14 protein-coding genes, 1 tRNA gene and 1 riboswitch are annotated in these 15,979 nt (G+C 60.5%); of the genes, 3 read left to right on the top strand and 12 right to left on the bottom strand.

Annotated features, from left to right (window positions below; genetic code table 11):
- Together FHU41_RS10420 and FHU41_RS10415 are read left to right on the top strand one after the other, a co-directional pair.
- Positions 1-162 (top strand): hypothetical protein, encoded by a 162-nt coding sequence (locus FHU41_RS10420; protein ID WP_179389601.1) that lies wholly within the window; start codon positions 1-3, stop codon positions 160-162.
- On the top strand, positions 159-797 hold the full coding sequence (locus FHU41_RS10415; protein ID WP_179389600.1) for an aminodeoxychorismate/anthranilate synthase component II: 639 nt from the start codon (positions 159-161) through the stop codon (positions 795-797). The genes FHU41_RS10420 and FHU41_RS10415 overlap by 4 nt, the downstream gene beginning before the upstream one ends.
- A gap of 35 nt (positions 798-832) precedes the next feature.
- Here FHU41_RS10415 and pknB read toward each other — a convergent pair whose 3' ends face one another.
- The 7 genes from pknB to FHU41_RS10380 form a co-directional block, all read right to left on the bottom strand.
- Positions 833-2,731, bottom strand: coding sequence for a Stk1 family PASTA domain-containing Ser/Thr kinase (gene pknB, locus FHU41_RS10410; protein WP_179389599.1), 1,899 nt, complete (start codon positions 2,729-2,731; stop codon positions 833-835).
- Between the two features lie 82 nt (positions 2,732-2,813).
- A complete protein-coding gene (locus FHU41_RS10405; protein ID WP_179389598.1) occupies positions 2,814-4,532 on the bottom strand; it encodes a protein kinase domain-containing protein in 1,719 nt (572 codons plus the stop codon).
- A complete protein-coding gene (locus FHU41_RS10400) occupies positions 4,529-6,019 on the bottom strand; it encodes a penicillin-binding transpeptidase domain-containing protein (protein WP_179389597.1) in 1,491 nt (496 codons plus the stop codon). Before FHU41_RS10400 ends, FHU41_RS10405 begins: the two co-directional genes overlap by 4 nt.
- Positions 6,016-7,440 carry an FtsW/RodA/SpoVE family cell cycle protein gene (locus FHU41_RS10395; RefSeq protein ID WP_179389596.1) on the bottom strand — a complete coding sequence of 475 codons (1,425 nt, stop codon included), beginning with the start codon at positions 7,438-7,440 and terminating at the stop codon, positions 6,016-6,018. Before FHU41_RS10395 ends, FHU41_RS10400 begins: the two co-directional genes overlap by 4 nt.
- Positions 7,437-9,140 (bottom strand): PP2C family protein-serine/threonine phosphatase, encoded by a 1,704-nt coding sequence (locus tag FHU41_RS10390; RefSeq protein WP_425503300.1) that lies wholly within the window; start codon positions 9,138-9,140, stop codon positions 7,437-7,439. Before FHU41_RS10390 ends, FHU41_RS10395 begins: the two co-directional genes overlap by 4 nt.
- A complete protein-coding gene (locus tag FHU41_RS10385; RefSeq protein WP_179389595.1) occupies positions 9,137-9,622 on the bottom strand; it encodes an FHA domain-containing protein FhaB/FipA in 486 nt (161 codons plus the stop codon). The genes FHU41_RS10390 and FHU41_RS10385 overlap by 4 nt, the downstream gene beginning before the upstream one ends.
- Entirely contained in the window at positions 9,619-10,428 is an 810-nt protein-coding gene (locus FHU41_RS10380) for an FhaA domain-containing protein (protein WP_179389594.1), read from the bottom strand. The genes FHU41_RS10385 and FHU41_RS10380 overlap by 4 nt, the downstream gene beginning before the upstream one ends.
- 311 nt (positions 10,429-10,739) lie before the next feature.
- Here FHU41_RS10380 and FHU41_RS10375 point away from each other — a divergent pair.
- Positions 10,740-10,822 (top strand) — tRNA-Leu (locus FHU41_RS10375).
- An 87-nt stretch (positions 10,823-10,909) separates the two neighbouring features.
- On the opposite strand, the gene FHU41_RS10370 is transcribed toward FHU41_RS10375, so the two are convergent.
- The 5 genes from FHU41_RS10370 to thiM form a co-directional block, all read right to left on the bottom strand.
- Positions 10,910-11,764, bottom strand: coding sequence for a hypothetical protein (locus FHU41_RS10370; RefSeq protein ID WP_179389593.1), 855 nt, complete (start codon positions 11,762-11,764; stop codon positions 10,910-10,912).
- A gap of 268 nt (positions 11,765-12,032) precedes the next feature.
- A complete protein-coding gene (locus FHU41_RS10365) occupies positions 12,033-12,809 on the bottom strand; it encodes a S1 family peptidase (protein ID WP_179389592.1) in 777 nt (258 codons plus the stop codon).
- A 68-nt stretch (positions 12,810-12,877) separates the two neighbouring features.
- The gene (locus FHU41_RS10360; protein ID WP_179389591.1) at positions 12,878-14,383 is read right to left on the bottom strand and encodes a bifunctional hydroxymethylpyrimidine kinase/phosphomethylpyrimidine kinase; all 1,506 of its coding nucleotides are present in this window, start codon (positions 14,381-14,383) and stop codon (positions 12,878-12,880) included.
- Positions 14,380-15,033 carry a thiamine phosphate synthase gene (gene thiE, locus FHU41_RS15150; protein WP_179389590.1) on the bottom strand — a complete coding sequence of 218 codons (654 nt, stop codon included), beginning with the start codon at positions 15,031-15,033 and terminating at the stop codon, positions 14,380-14,382. Before thiE ends, FHU41_RS10360 begins: the two co-directional genes overlap by 4 nt.
- Positions 15,030-15,851 carry a hydroxyethylthiazole kinase gene (gene thiM, locus FHU41_RS10350; RefSeq protein ID WP_179389589.1) on the bottom strand — a complete coding sequence of 274 codons (822 nt, stop codon included), beginning with the start codon at positions 15,849-15,851 and terminating at the stop codon, positions 15,030-15,032. The genes thiE and thiM overlap by 4 nt, the downstream gene beginning before the upstream one ends.
- Positions 15,843-15,933: riboswitch (TPP riboswitch) on the bottom strand. (Overlaps the previous gene by 9 nt.)
- Between the last annotated feature and the right edge of the window lie 46 nt (positions 15,934-15,979).

Below are 15,979 nucleotides of genomic sequence, written 5' to 3'. Positions count from 1 at the left end.
ATGTACGGCTGGATTTTTCGTGTACTGCCCGGCCCGCTCTGGCTCCGGATCATCTTCTCGATCCTGCTGCTCGCGGCCGTTCTCGCCGTTCTGGTGATCTGGGTGTTCCCCTGGCTCTCGCTCTTCAACCCCTTTACCGACTCCACGATTGGCTCCCAGTGAGTACTCGCATTCTGGTTATCGACAACTATGACAGCTTCGTCTACACCCTGGTGGGTTACCTGCGCCAGCTGGGCGCAGAGACCACGGTGGTGCGCAATGATGCCGTGACGCTTGCCGAGGCAACCGAGCTGGCTGCTAACCGCGACGGTGTGCTGCTGTCCCCTGGGCCGGGCAATCCGGCCGAGGCAGGAGTGTGCATCGAACTCATTCGCTGGTGCGCGGAGCACTCCAAGCCCATGTTCGGTGTCTGCCTGGGACACCAAGCCTTGGCAGAAGCCTTCGGGGGCACGGTTAGTCATGCTCCCGAACTGATGCACGGCAAGACCTCCTTGGTGGAGCACGACGGCGGCGCTCCCTTTGATGGCGTGCCCTCACCTTTTACGGCAACTCGTTACCATTCGCTTGCCGCGGTCAGGGAGACAATTCCGGCCGAACTGGAGATCACCGCGCAGACCGCGAGTGGCGTCATCATGGGCTTGGTCCATCGGAGTGCTCCGTTAGTCGGAGTCCAGTTCCACCCCGAGTCCGTGCTCACCGAAGGTGGCTACCGGATGCTGGGTAACTGGCTGGAGTCCCTGGGTATGAGTGGGGCAGCCGAAGCTTCCGCCAAGCTGAGCCCACTCATTCACCACTAACCCCACGCTGACCTGCCTTCCGGGCACTAGGTTTACTAGGACGAGGGGCAGCCGCTCGGCGTGCTGGTTGCTCCCGGACTGGCCGTACAACTCGGTGAGCTGGTGGTTGTGGGGGTAGACGTTGGCTTATCTGGTGCTTTCGCGAGGGTCACGGTCACGGTACTGCCCTGATCGACATCCTTGCCCGATTCCGGGTCCTGACTCGTTGCCTTGCCCGGATCAACCAGGGAGTTATCCTCCTCAACGAAGCTCACCTGGAGGCTCGGGGAAGTCTCCTTCAGCAGCTTGGTGATCTGATCCTTGGTCTTGCCGATCAATTGCGGCATGGTGACCTTGCCGGTGGAGATGTTCAGGTTCACCGTACTGCCCGCGCCGACCTTCTCTCCAATGGCTGGTGAGGTGGAAACCAGTAGTCCTTGCGCGATCGATGGGTCATTGATCATCGTGGTGTTCCCGGGGTTAAGCCCGAGTTGACGCAGTGTGTCTCGGGCGGCGCTCTCGGTCATTTTCGCCAGCGAGGTGGGGATCGTAACGCTGGCAGGTCCCTTGGAGATCTTCACCGTGACCTCGGAATTGATATCGACCGTGCTATCCGCCTCCGGATCGGTGCCTATTGCGACACCGGAAGCCACGGTATCGCTGTTCACCCGTTCGACCTGAGGTTTGAGCTGGACATTGCTAATCGCAATAACAGCGTCCGTTTCGGGCTTACCGGCGACCGAGGGGACCTGCACGGTGGGAGTGGCTGCGGGTTTAGCGGTCATTTGGCTGTACAGGAAGAACCCGCCGCCGCCCAGGACCAGGGCGAGCACCACGAAGAGCGTGATGATCCAAGCCCGACGTTTGCGCCGGGTGGACTTATCGATTTCCCGGTCATCCAGCAAGGCGAGGGGCACCTCATGAGGTTCCTCCTCGACGCTATCGGTGGTGAGGGAACCCCCGCTGAGTACCTTAGCCATGGCCCGGGTTGCCGGTTCCTCGGCTTCCAGAGCAACTACCGCTGGAAGCTTGGTGGGGATTTCGGCGGACAACTGATCGGTGCTGACCTCAGCGGGTTTCGTTGGAGCGAGCTCCACTCCGGCCTTCGCTGCACGTAGTGCGCGCCGGAAGGCTGCGGCGTCCTGGAAACGGTCCTGTCGGTCCTTCTGCAGAGCTCGAGCCAGCACGCTGTCGAGGGCAGGACTTACCTTTGGGTTGAAATGGCTAGGAGCCTCAGCCGCCTCCCGGACATGCTGATAGGCCACCGAAACCGGGCTGTCGCCGATAAAGGGCGGCCTGCCGGTCAGCATTTCGTAGAACAAACAGGCTGCCGAATACAGGTCACTACGGGCGTCTACGGTCTCGCCGCGGGCCTGCTCGGGGGAGAGGTACTGTGCCGTGCCGATCACCGCTTGGGTCTGAGTCATCGTGGCCGAGGAATCGGCAATCGCGCGAGCGATGCCGAAGTCCATCACCTTGACCGCAGAACCCTCTTTGGTCACCATCACATTGGCGGGTTTGATGTCACGGTGCACAATGCCGGCCCGGTGGCTGTACTCCAGGGCGGAGAGTACGCCCAGGGTGTAGTCAATGGCGTGATCGATGCTCAGATCGCCCTGCCGGATTAACTCCCGCAAGGTGGGTCCCTCGACGTACTCCATCACGATATAAGGGACCCGGGTGTGCTCGCTGTCGTGGCCGGTGAGATCGGTGGAAGCGTCTCCGGTGTCGTAAACCGCCACGATAGAGGGGTGGTTCAAGCCGGCCACAGCCTGTGCCTCGCGGCGGAATCTGGCCTGGAACTGAGGGTCCCTGGCCAGGTCGGAGCGCAGCAGCTTAATGGCCACGGTACGGCCAAGCCGAATGTCCTTACCCAGATACACATCGGCCATGCCGCCGCGGCCGAGCAGCCTGTCCAGTTCATAGCGACCATTGAGCACGCGTGGTTCAGTCACTGGGCGGCTCCTTTCTGGTCTTCGGGCTGGGCGCCCGCTGGGCTTGCTGGCTGCAAAGCAGCTGGGGCAGATCGGTCTGAACTCACGGTGTGGGCGTACCGCTAGAGCTGGTGGTGGGTGTTGGTGTGGACTTGGCGTTCACCGTGAAGGTCACGGTTGAGCCCTTGGCAACCTCGGTTCCCGGTACCGGTGAAGTTCCGGAGACGGTGGCGCTCGGATCGCTGGAGGGACCGGCTGGTACCAGGCCCACCTGGGTGAGTGCGGCGCTGTACTGCTGCACCGTCAAGCCCGCGAAGGACGGGATGGTGACCTTTTCCGGCCCGGTGGAGTAGGTGACCGTGATCTCTGAGCCGATCTTCTGCACTCCGGAGGGTGAGATCGCGGTAACCGTACCGGCTGGATTATCCGGATCGGAGACCGGGTTCAATTTGACCCCCATCTTCATCCCGATCAGCTCGTTCTGCACATCCTTGTACTGCTGGCCTAGGAACTGATCCGGCAGGATGGTGACCGTCTCCGGGGCCGAGGTGGTCGGCGTCGAACTCTGGGTGGTCTGGGTGGGTGTGCTGCTCGGTGTTGTGGGCGCCGTGCTGCTCTGGGTGGCGCTAGCGGACGGGCTGCTGGCGGTCGGGGTGGACTTGAACCAGCCGGCTTGACTGGCGATCAGGGCGCCCAGGACAAAGAGCACGAGCACAATAAGCGCTATTAGCGGCCAGGTCCAAGGACTCCGCTTGCGCTGCGCAGGCTGTTCCTCCGCCGTTTCCTCCAGATCGTCCGGCTGCCAATCACGCTCTGCCGCCACAGCCTCTTGCTGACCCACAGCGGGCATAGCGGAGGTTGCCGGGGCGGTGCTTTCGGCCATGATGGGTGCGCCGACCACAGAAGTGGGTGCGGTGCCGCCAACATCCACCGGCGCGGTGATGGGGCCGGTGCTGGACTCGAAAAGCAACATACCGGGTACCGCAGCGTGTGCGGTTTGGATGTCACCATTACGGATCGCCTCGGCCGCCTCGGCCAGCTTGGTGGCATTGGCCGGACGATTTACCGGGTCCTTAGCGAGCATGGACATTAGTAACGCGCGCACCGGAGTCGGCAGGCTTTCGGGCAGTGGTGGCGGAGCGTCGTTGACCTGAGCCAGGGCGATGGCGATCTGTGATTCGCCGGAGAAGGGGCGGTGACCGGTGAGGCATTCGTAGCCGATGATGCCGAGCGAGTAAATATCGCTGGATCCGGTGGCCGATTGGCCGGTGGCCTGCTCGGGTGCCAAATACTGGGCGGTACCCATCACCTGGCCGGTCTGGGTAAGTGGGACCTGATCGGCGAGCCGGGCAATGCCGAAATCGGTGATCTTGACCCGGTCTTCCGGTGTGATCAGCAGATTCCCCGGTTTGATATCCCGGTGCACCAATCCTTGAGCGTGAGCCGCCGCCAGAGCCTGTGCAGTTTGCGAGATGATGCTGAGGGTGCGGTCCGGGGAGAGAACGTGCTCCTGCTCGATGATGGCCGAAAGCGGGTCACCGGGCACCAGCTCCATCACCAGATAGGCCGAACCTGCCTCTTCGCCATAGTCGAAGACATTGGCGATGCCGACATGGTTGAGCAGAGCGGTGTGCCGTGCCTCCGCTCGGAAACGCTGGAGGAATCCCGGATCTCCGGTGTACTCCTCCTTCAGGATCTTAATGGCCACGGTGCGGCCTAATAACTGATCCTGGGCGCGCCAAACTTCGCCCATCCCACCGATCGCTATTCGCGATGTGAGATGGAACCTACCGCCTAAGGTGATGCCAGAAGTAGGTCTCACTTATTCAACACCGCCTGGAAGAGTTTGCTTGCGTTTGGACTGGTCAAGGTATTGCTGGTCAGGATGTCTTGGCCCTGAACCATGATGGTCACAACTACTTGTGGATCGTTCGCCGGCGCGAAGCCGGTGAACCACGAGTTCTTCGAGGAAACCGGCGTATCGGTCACCGTTTCGGCGGTGCCGGTTTTGCCGGCCACTTTGATTCCTGGGACGGCGGCGCCACTGGCAATACCGTTATCCACTACGCCGGTCATCCACTCGGTGAGCTGCTTGGCGATTTCCGGGGTGGTTGACTGCCGCAGCACCTCGGGTTTGAAGTCGAAAGCAGAGACCGGCTTTAGATCAGGAGTGCGCACTCCTTTGATGATATTCGGTTTCATCTGGGTTCCACCGTTGGCAATGGCCGCGGTCATCATGGCGACTTCCAAGGGGGTGGCTTGGACGTCCTGCTGACCCACCGAACTACGAGCCAATTCGGCAGCTCCCAGCGGGCTGCCGTCGCCGCCGGGGAAGACGCTGGTCTGCACCTTGGTCTTATTGTTCTCAATCATCAAATTGGGGTCGTTGAAACCAAATTTAGTGGCCTGATCCGTGATCGCTTGCTCGCCCAGTTTGAGTGCAATCCCGGCGAAGGGGGTGTTGCAGGACTGTTCCAGGGCGAAAGCGAAATCCGCCTGGCTACGCGCCGAGCAACCGCCGCTGACGTAGTTGGGCAAGCCCAGCGGGTCTCCAGGAATGGACAGTACCTGGGGATTCGGCATTACCGAGTCCTTGTTGTACTTCCCCGAGGCCAGCGCGGCTGCGGTATCTACCAGCTTGAAAACCGAGCCTGGTGAATAGCGTTGCGCGTAGGCGCTACTGCCGTACATATTGATTCCGGTCTGTTTGGTCAGCTTGGCGAAGTTCTGATCCACCTGGGTCAGATTATGGCTGGCCATCAGGTTGGTGTCATAGCTCGGAGTGGAGACCATGGCGATGATTTCTCCGGTCTTAGGGTTCATCACCACGATGGAACCGGTCACCCCGTTGGGAATCATGCTGGCGGCCAGCTTCTGAATCTTCGAATTAATGGTCAGTTCCACCGCTGATCCCTTTGGCTGGCTGCCGGTGAGGATCTGCGCAATCTGGTCGTAGAACAGCTCCGGAGCCTGCCCGGTTAGCTGCTCATCCATGGATTTCTCGATCCCGGAGGCGCCATATTGACTCGAGTAGAAACCGGTCAGCCCGGCGTAGACGGTGGGATCGATGTACTGCCGGACGAACTTACAGGAGTCCGAAGAGGGAGTTGGCACCGATTGTGCAATGGCTTGGCCATCGACCAGGATGGCGCCTCGCTCATTGCAGTAGGTCTGTTCCAGGCTGCGACTGTTCCAGGCATTGCCTCGTAGGTCATCGACAGCGAAAAATTGGACATAGGTTACCGCGCCAAGTATCAGAGCGAAAAGGACGACGGCGACCACCCAGGAAGAGCGAATAGCTTGGTTCATTGCGTGCTCACCGCCTCCACGGGATCTTTAGTAATACTGATCGTTTGGTTCTTCGACGTTCCCGAATCCGGTTGTGGACTATCGGGAAGCGGGGTGGTGGAAATGGGGCGCCTGGCTGCGTCGGAGATCAGCAGGAGCAGCGCCACAATGATCCAGTTGGCGAGCAGCGAGGAGCCGCCAGCTGCCAGGAAGGGAGTGGTTAGGCCGGTCAACGGAATCAGCCGAGTGACGCCGCCGATCACCACGAAGCATTGCAAGCCAATGGCGAAGGAAAGTCCGCAGGCCAGCAGTTTGCCGAAGGCGTCTCTGGTGCCTAGGGCGGCTCGGAAGCCCCGAGTGACCAGCAGCAGGTAAAGCATCACGATGGCGAGGAGCCCGATCAGGCCAAGTTCTTCGCCGAAGGAGGCGATAATCATATCCGAGTTAGCGAAGGGCACTAACTGAGGTTTTCCCTGCCCTAATCCGGTGCCAAAAAGGCCGCCACTGGCCATGCCGAACAGTCCTTGTACGATTTGCGCACTACCACCAGGGACCCGGTTATAGACTTCCGGATCGAAAGCATTGAGCCAGGAGTCGATCCGCAAGGCAACATGGTCGAAGACCTTCGCCGCTAACAATCCGCCGACAGCTACCAACAGCACGCCGATGATTACCCAGCTGATCCTGCTGGTGGCCACATAAATCATGGTGATGAAGAGACCGAAGAAAAGCACGGAAGAGCCGATATCTCGCTGGAAGACAAGCACACCCACACTGGCTAGCCAGGCGACGATCATGGGCCCGAGGTCCCGGGCTCGGGGGAGTTGTAAGCGGCCAATTTTCTTGCCCGCTAACAAGATCAAGTCTCGGTTCGAGGACAGGTAGCCGGCAAAGAAGATGGCCAGGGTAATCTTGGCGATTTCCCCGGGTTGGAAGGTTGCCGGGCCCAATTTGATCCAGACCCGTGCGCCGTTGACATCGCCTGCGCTGATACCTGGAATAAGCGGCAGCAATAGAAGCAGCACGCTGACCGCGAGCGAAATATAGGTGAATCGTCGCAGCACCTTGTGATCTCGGAGGAACCAAATCACCACAATGGCTACGATGACGGCTACCGAGGTCCACAGCCATTGCCTTTCACCGGCGTTATCCCCGGTGGCGATATCCAAGCGGTGAATCATCGCCAAGCCCATGCCGTTCAGGGCTATCACGATCGGTAATATTACCGGATCGGCATACTTTGCCCTGATTCGCAGCACGATATGCATCCCAAGCCCGAGGACCGTCAAAATAAGGGCTTGGACGTAAAAGTCGGAGTCCAGCGGGATGCCTAGATTTATGTCGACCAAGGCATATGCACCTATGGCGGCGATCAAGGCGAAGATCAGCAAAACCAGCTCGGTGTTCCGGCGTGGTTTAGGAACGGTCAATACCTGACTCATGGCTGACCCCCTTTACAGGCTGCGGTCTTGCTGGCGCTAGGACTAGCCTTGGCGGTAGCGCTGACAGTGGATCGAGGGCTTGATGAGACACTCGGGCAGCTGCTGGGGCTTTTAGTGCTCGTCGCCTTGCCGGAGCTCTGCGTGCTACTAGAGCTAGGCGAGCTGCTGGGGCTTGGTGACTGACCGTTATTTGGGGGGCTGACGATGCCCAACTGTAGATCCTTCACGATCTGATTGGCATCCACCAAGGTGGCTGCCGGTACGGTCTGGCCTAGTCGTTGCCGGGAGAATTCCGGCAGCGAATCAACGGTCACCGAGGTTTCGGTATAAACATGGGAGAGCTGAATGGGGCCGAGGGACTGCGAGATGCCATTGAAAATGGCGACCTTGCCATTGTATTCGCCGACATAGTATCGAGTTTGGGTCCAGGTGTAACCGAACCAGGCTCCGCCAGCGATTACCACAATAGCGAGGAAGCCTGCCACCAGGCTGAACCAACGGCGACGACGGGCGGGCTCGGAGATGAGTAGCTCTTCATCATCGGCCGAATCGGGCTTATGGGTTAGCATGGCGGCGGCGCGATGTGAGGTGGACCGACCGGCGACTAGCGGTATCTTGCCCTCTGCTGCAGCAGTAATGGCTGCGCCAACCAGTTCATGAGGGCGGTGTGCTAGATCCTCACGCACTACGTCCGCAGTGATGTGCGCCCCGAGCGGTTGTCCGTCGAGGCCCGCTAGAGTCTTTTGCTCCTCAACGAGATTCTCGTCCGCGGAGTCCTCCGAACCGTCCGAGTCCTCCCCGAGTTCCTCTTCCTCGGAATCGTCCTGATCGAGCTCAGGATCCGCCTCTTGTGACTCTAGGTCTTGTGGGACAGCTAGCCGGGGCACGGAGTCTTGAACCGCCGTCGTACTTTGGGCGTTTACCGGAGCTGGGATCACCTCTAGCTGATCGGTGCGCAGATCCTCTGCCCGAGCCTCGATTACCTCGGCTACCACCACGGTGACGTTATCGGGTGAACCGGCGGCCAAGGTCAATTCGATCAGTTTCTCTGCACAGGCATCCAGTGCCGCCGTTTGGCGGAAGACCTGCTCCACCACGGGGAGGTCAACAAAGTTCAAACCGTCGGAGCAGAGTAGCCAGCGTTCCCCGGGGGTGGCCTCGAAGCTGGTGAGGTCCAGCTCGGGAGAGGCATCGACATCACCCAAAACGCGCATCAGCACATTTTTATGCGGATGGGTTTCGGCTTCTTCCGGGGTGAGCCTGCCCTCGTCAATAAGTCGCTGCACGAAGGTGTGATCCGTGCTGATCTGTTCGAACACGCCGTTCTTGAGCCGGTAGGCACGGGAATCGCCGATATGAGCGAATTCCAGTTTGCCTTCGGAGAGCAGCAGCGCCGTCACGGTGGTGCCCATGCCGGTCAATTTCGGATTGACGTGCACCATCTCGGAGAGCAGCGAGTTGGCGGTTTGAATCTCGTCCGCCAGGACGGTTCCCGCATCGCCGTGATAGCCATCGCGATCCAGATGAATCAAATCTAAAACCGTGGATGCGCTGGCAACGTCGCCGCCAGCGTGCCCACCCATGCCATCGGCAACCACCGCCAGGTACTGCCCCGCATAGGCGGAGTCATCGTTCTTGGCGCGGATTTTACCCACGTCAGAACGGGCTGCGTAGCGCAGGATCAAATGATCGGCCATCATGGCCTCAATTCGATGACCGTCTTACCGATCCGGACGGGGACGCCGATTTCGACCGGCAAAGAACGAGTGAGCTGCTGATCAGCCAAATAGGTGCCGTTGGTGGAACCGAGATCCTCAATGAACCATCGGCTACCCTGCGGGAACAGTCTGGCATGCCGACCGGAGGCGTAGTCATCCTCTAAGACCAGGGTGGATTCCTGAGCACGGCCCAGCAGAATCGGGCTGTTGCCCAACTCAATAACCTGCCCACTCAAGGGGCCTTCGGTGACGACTAAGCGATGCGCCTGCTGACGTGCCGGGGGCTCTACCGCGAGCTCGGGATGTTTCCGGGCCTGCCGGGCGGTTGGAGTGCCGGTACGGATTTTGCGGCCGATCACCAGATCGCGGCGCATCGCCGTGACGATGCTGAAAATCAAGATCCAGAGCAGCAACAGGAATCCAAAGCGCAGGACGGTCAGCGTCAGAGTGCTTGTTTCGATCATCCGCGACCACTTCGATTGTTCTTCACCGGCAGGAGCCGGAAGGTCATCTTGGTGCGGCCTATCGAAATCACCGAACCGTCGCTCAGTTCAGTGCTGCCATTCACCCGGTTGCCGTTGACGAAACTGCCATTGGTTGAACCGAGGTCCACAGCGGTGGCTCTCCCATCGGCGGTTCGGATCTCCAAGTGCTGACGGGAGACGCCGGTATCGTCTACCAGAATGTCCGCCTCCGAGGAGCGCCCGAGCACGATCGACGAGGCATTCAGTGAGTAGCGCTGCCCATCGATGTCTAGGACGGCCTGTAGCTTTTCCGCTGCCCTTTGGGGTGCCGCTGGCCGCACCACGGGCGCAGCCGGTCGATTTGGTGTCCTCAGCGGAGCCTGGCCAGGATAGCTGGGCTGCGCCTGCTGTGCCTGTTGCTGAGCCTGGCCGTTGGCCTTTTCAGTGCTGGAGATGATCTCGAAGTGACCGGCCTTGAGTTCGGCGTCCTGCGTGAAGGACACCCGCACCGGGCCTTGCAGGGTGTATCCCTGGGAACGGGCGTGCCGAATCACCACATCGCAAAGCTCCTCGGCGAGTGCCACTCCCCAGGAGCGGGCGCGTTCAAAATCGGGCTCGCTGAGCCGGGTATCGAAGACATTGGGGGCCAGGGTTCGACCGGCCGAAAGAGTCATGGCCTTGTCATCGATTTCGCGGCGCAGGGCGCTCGCGATCTCCACAGGTTGAACCTGAGATTTGGAGCCGCGAGTGAAAGCGCCACGGACGGCTTTTTCTAAACCACGCTCCACATTGTCGAGTATTCCCACGGGCACCTCCTCTGCTCTTGCGGCCTCTAGGGCGTTGTCTGGAGAGCGGCCTGCCGAGGCCTCCGCTCAACTACTTATCGCCTAGATACTACTTGGTGCGGCTGTTAAAGACCTTAAAGAAGGACTGAATAAGGACTGAGTAGCGGGCACGATGAGGCGTTTGACGCTTCGTTTAGCCCCGGCAAATCAGCGATTTCCTGGGGGTAGCTGGCCGCCCGTTTAGGCGTATTGGACAATTTTCGGCTATGCTTATTTTCGCTGTGATTCCGGTTGAGGTTGTTTCAGACTTCACAGATCGGGATTGACACTTTGCGCGAGTGGCGGAACGGCAGACGCGCTGGCTTCAGGTGCCAGTATCCGAAAGGGTGTGGGGGTTCAAATCCCCCCTCGCGCACAGTTAGAGCCCCGGTCTACGGACCGGGGCTCTTTTCTTTGGCCGCTTTCCTTCTCAGCTCCCTTCGCTAGCCGGAGCCTTTGCCGCTCAGCGAGTGGATAGCCGGTAGCGTGCCAATCGGCGCCCCGGTTGCCGGGAGCTGGCAATGACCTCCGGGACGGTGAGAACCTTCCGGGGACTCATCCATCCCTGCGAGGGCTTATGCAGGGCGTATCCACCCCCGATGGTGATGGCAGCGTGCTGTACCAGCCCCTCGGGTGAACGCCAGACCAGCACGGTGCCCGGAACCTCATCGGCCCCTCCGGGAACCGTGAATTCTTGTAGCCAGTCCTCAAAGGGCTGTTGTAGCATCCATACTTCCGCTGCCCCGGGCACTCCGGCTGCCGCCATCACGGTTGCAAAGCAATTCGGTCCGCTCAGCAGGGGGAAGGTTCCAGCCAAACTCCGAGCTTGCGGTAACACGGCCTGGGCCGCTTCCCAAAGCCGTTCCGGGACTTCCGAGTGCCTACTGGGACGCCGTCCATCCCGGAGGTATGCATCGAGTACAGGCTCCTCATGCCCTTTCAATAAGGATTGCCACCAGACAAAACGGTGTCCGTCGCCTTGTTGGGTAGCTTCTGATCGAATATCGTGCGGAGAGCTCCGAACGGTGGGCGTCAGCCCACGCTCCAAGTGAATCTGGCCTCTTATTAGCTTGGATCTGGTGGTGCGACTCAGTCCGTTGAACTCTTCCTCGCCCAGAAGGATGCAGACAAAGCCCACGGGAACCTGGTAGATCTCGAAAGTGTCCCGGACCTCCGCGGGAAGTTCGCCCGCCAACTGTTCTACGCCGATGGCTTCCGCTTGGTCCATAGAGACCAGGAACGGCTGCCGCGCTGGGGCGAACCAGCTAACTTGATGCGCCAGCAGTGCTTCGTCGATCTCAATGCCGAGGGTAAACACCGATTAGACCTTTCCTGGCGTCGCCGGTTTACCGGAGGTCGCCGTATATTGACCGGTTCCACGGGGAATCCTCCTTGTCCGAAGCGCTGTCCCGAGCATAATCGACGACTCGGTCTACGCGGCGATGACTGCAAGGATTCGGGCTTTTCGGGCACGACCTCGGTGGGTACCTACCTCACGTCAATGGCACGGGCGGCTTCTAGCCGAAGCTGGAAGCCGCCCGTGTTTCAGAGCTTAGTGGAGCCCTACCGTGGGCCTGTCGGTGGAGTTAGATCCGCGACTTAATATCGGCCGCATAGGTGGTCACTCGGGTGTACACGCCCGGATAGCCGGCAAGCGCGCAGCCATTGCCCCAGGAAACGATGCCGACCAGGCGACCATTAATAATCAGCGGGCCACCGGAATCACCCTGGCAGGAATCCTTACCGCCCTGGGCGAGACCAGCGCAGACCATCGAATTAGCATCGAAGTTGGAGCCATAGGCGGAGGAGCAGCTTGAATTGCTGCTGATCGGCACGGTGACCTTGCGCAGGACGTTCTGGTAGGTGCCATTGCCGGTGGTGTCACCCCAGCCGAGCACGGTGGAATTTGTACCCGCCGCATAGACGGCAGGATTGGTCTCCAGGGTTGCTACCGGTCCGCTGAAGGCGGTGCTCAGGGTCAGGATGGCGTAGTCGCCCTTCCCAGTGCTGGCATAGCCCGGATTGGACCAAATGCTGCTGACCGAAGAGGTCTTCGGACCGCCGGTGCGATTTGCACTACCGCCGTTGACTTTGAAATAGCTCGGGGACTTTCCGGAGACGCAGTGTGCGGCGGTTAGTACCTTGGTTGGGGCGACCAGGGTGCCGCCGCACCAATTTCCGCCGCTGGAAGTGTTGACGGCAACGATAGGTGCAAAGTCGCTGATGCTGGCGGTAGTTCCGCCGATGATTTTCGTGGTCGAGCCGCCGCCGCTGACCGGGGCGGAGTTGGCAGTGGCGCCTCCGGCGAAGAGCAAGCCGAGGAGGGCCATTCCGAGCATCGTTGCTTTGGCAGTCTTACGCATTATTGCCTCTCTTGTTGATGTGTCCCCCATCAACAAGTGATTGCGCTCACAGAAATTCTATAGCAGATTCATAGCTTTTGTCTTGGTTCGAAGCAGAATCTTTTTCCGCCCGCAGCATCCTTTCGCAGAGTCGGTGCAGCGAAGAACGCTCTCTCGTGTTCCGCCGAGCGTTGGAAGGCGCCCAGCATCCTTAGTCGCTCGGAGGCGTTGGCCGCCGCGGCCGTCCTAGTGACAATCCCAATGGCTTGCTCACTGGCCTCAGCGAACTCCGGATCGGCATAAGTCTCCAGCCAACTCCGATAGGGATGCTCGGGATGAGATCCCTGCTGGAGACGGGTTCCGATGTCCTGATAGAGCCAGAAACAGGGCAGCAGGGCAGCAACCAAAACAGAGTAACTCTCCCCGGCAGCGTGCAAATGATTCAAGTATTCAGTCGTGCTGCGGCTTGCTTCGGTCTGAAACATGGTGCCAGCGGGAATCCAGCTCTGATGCAAAACTAACTCCGCCTCAATGGCTCCGGCGGCGCTCGCGGCCCAGAACGCTTGCTCCTCGGGGCTGGGTGCCAATTGACTAGCCAATGCCAGCGCTCGAGCATAATCACGTAGATAGAGTGCGTCCTGGGCCAGGTACCAAAGGAAGTCCTCACGACTCAACGAGCCATCGCCGAGTTGCCGGACGAAAGCTAGGGCATCAGTTTCGGCGCGAATTCCGGCAATCTGCTGCCACCAATCCTCGCGAAGCTGCTCCGGGGAGGGGCTGGTCTCAGTTCCGCCGCGTGCCCAGAGCCCGGCAAAGTGGCTGATCGGGCCGTGTCCCTGGCCGACGTCGAGCGCGGCTCCGTGCTGAATGCTCTCGGTTAGCCAACGCTTGGAATGTTCGACGGCGAGCGGCCAGTCCTCGCCGAGGGCACGGCGAGTGGCTAGCGCGGAGGAGAGTGAACAGCCGGTTCCGTGGGTGTTATTGGTGATGATCCGGCGAGCCGGGAACTCCAATACCCGGCCGCCGCCCAAGAGGGCATCCGGAGCCAATTCGCCCTCCAGATGGCCACCCTTGGCAAGCACCAGTAGGGAGAAACGGTTTGCCACCCGTTCGGCCTGACGCAGCGCTTCGGCCCAGCTTTGCGCGGGTGGTTCTTCGGTTAGGATGGCCAGCTCGGGCAGGTTGGGGGTCACTAGTTGTGCCCGGCTGATTAAGTCGCGAAGCGCCTGCTCGGCATCCGGATCGAGTAACCGGTCGCCACTGGTCGCCACCATCACCGGATCCAGCACGACAATGGCTGGGCGCACCCGATCCAACCACTGGATCACCGTATCGATGACTTGAGCGCTGCCCAACATGCCAATTTTGACCGCGTCTATTTCTACGTCGTCGCTCACCGCGGCGAGCTGCTCGGCTAGGAAGGTCACCGGTGGCAGATGAACCGACCGCACACCCTTGGTATTTTGTGCCACCAAGGCGGTGACCACTGCCATCCCATAGCCACCATTGGCCGCAATGCTCTTCAGATCGGCTTGGATTCCGGCGCCGCCGCTCGGATCGGTGCCCGCAATACTCAGTACCCGGGGGATGCTCATAGCGCCTCCTGCCAGGCGAGGGAAAGCGCCTGGGCGGCACGTCGGGGATCTTCGGCCGAGCAGATCGCCGAGACGACGGCGGCTCCGGCCGCCCCAGCCACCCGCAGACCGGGCAGGTCGGCCACGCCGATTCCACCAATCGCGACGGCGGGCAGCGTGCAGTGCCGGAGCAACTCACGGAATCCGTCCAAGCCGAGTGCGGGTGGGGCATCGTCCTTGGTCTTGGTTGGGTTCAGTGCGCCGATGCCCAGGTAATCGATGCGGGCCGGACTGTTGGCCGCGCGTTCCAATTGCTCCGGGGTGGCGGCGCTCAGGCCCAGCAGGGCGTCCTGGCCGATCAGCTTGCGCACCGCCTCGACCGGTAGGTCGGATTGGCCGATATGTACCCCATCCAGCTTGGTGCCTGAGTCACGTGCAGCCAGGAAAACGTCGATCCGGTCGTTGACCAGCAAGGTCACCGATACCGGTAGCACGGCCGAGATCTGCTGCACCGTGAGCAGGAATTCTTTTGCCGAGGCGTTTTTCTCGCGGATCTGCACCGTGCTTACGCCACCGGCGACCGCTTGTTGAACCACATCGGTGAGCTGGTGTCCCGCTTGGGCAGCCAAGGCCGAGTCGGTGACTAGATAAAGGGACAGGTCCGGGCTCATCGACTCACCTGTTCTACGCAGATGTGGGCTCTGCTGCCAAGTGTTTCCGCATCGAGGTGGTGCAGCGCATCCAGAAAGGCCACCGCGAAACTTCCTGGCCCGGCGCTGCGCTCGGCCGCCAGCTCGGCCGCCACTGTATATACGGTGACCGCAGCCACGGTATTCGCTAGTTGATCGGCACCGAGCGAGGCGAAGGCTGCCATCACGGCACCTAGCGCGCAACCACCACCGGTGACTTGGGTGAGAAGAACCGTGCCATTGGCTATCCGCACTTGCTCGTGGCGGTCCATCACGACGTCGACCGCTCCGGAAATGGCTACCACCTGTGCGTTCGCGGTAAGGGACAGTGCGGCGGGCAGAGCGGAATCCACCTGGTCAGCAGAATCGACGCCACGGCCACCGGAGCCCTCACCGGAGAGGGCCATGATTTCAGAGGCATTGCCCCGGATTATTGTCGGACCGAGATCCCGTAATTTTTTAGCTAAGGGGGTGCGGATCGGCAGTGAGCCGATCGCAACCGGGTCTAGCACCCAGGGCGTGGTGCCGGAGGCCGCCGTTGCCGCTTCGAGCATCGCTTGGCGGTGTTCGCTATTCGGAGTTCCGAGGTTGATCAGTAACCCGGAGGTGATCTGGGTGAAGGGCCCAGCCTCTCCGGGGATGTCCACCATGGCGGGGGCTGCGCCGAGGGCCAACAGCACATTGGCGGTGAAATTCACCACCACGCTGTTGGTGATGCATTGGACAAGCGGGGTGCGGCTGCGGAGTTCCCGTAGTGCTTGTTGAGTAAAAGAAATAAGGTCTTCTGGCGTGCGCGTCATGCGCGACATCCCTTCGCTAGTGCTAACTAGATCAGGTTCGACGGGTGTTTTCTCAGCCCAAGGGGCACCCCGTGTCACGTGGTTATTACCACCCTAGCGCACCTTCCAAGACCCTCTTAAAAGCGGTC

This window comes from Psychromicrobium silvestre, assembly GCF_013408295.1.
In the GTDB taxonomy this organism is placed as follows: Bacteria; Actinomycetota; Actinomycetes; order Actinomycetales; family Micrococcaceae; genus Renibacterium; species Renibacterium silvestre.
This window is presented reverse-complemented; position numbering and strand designations above follow the sequence as displayed.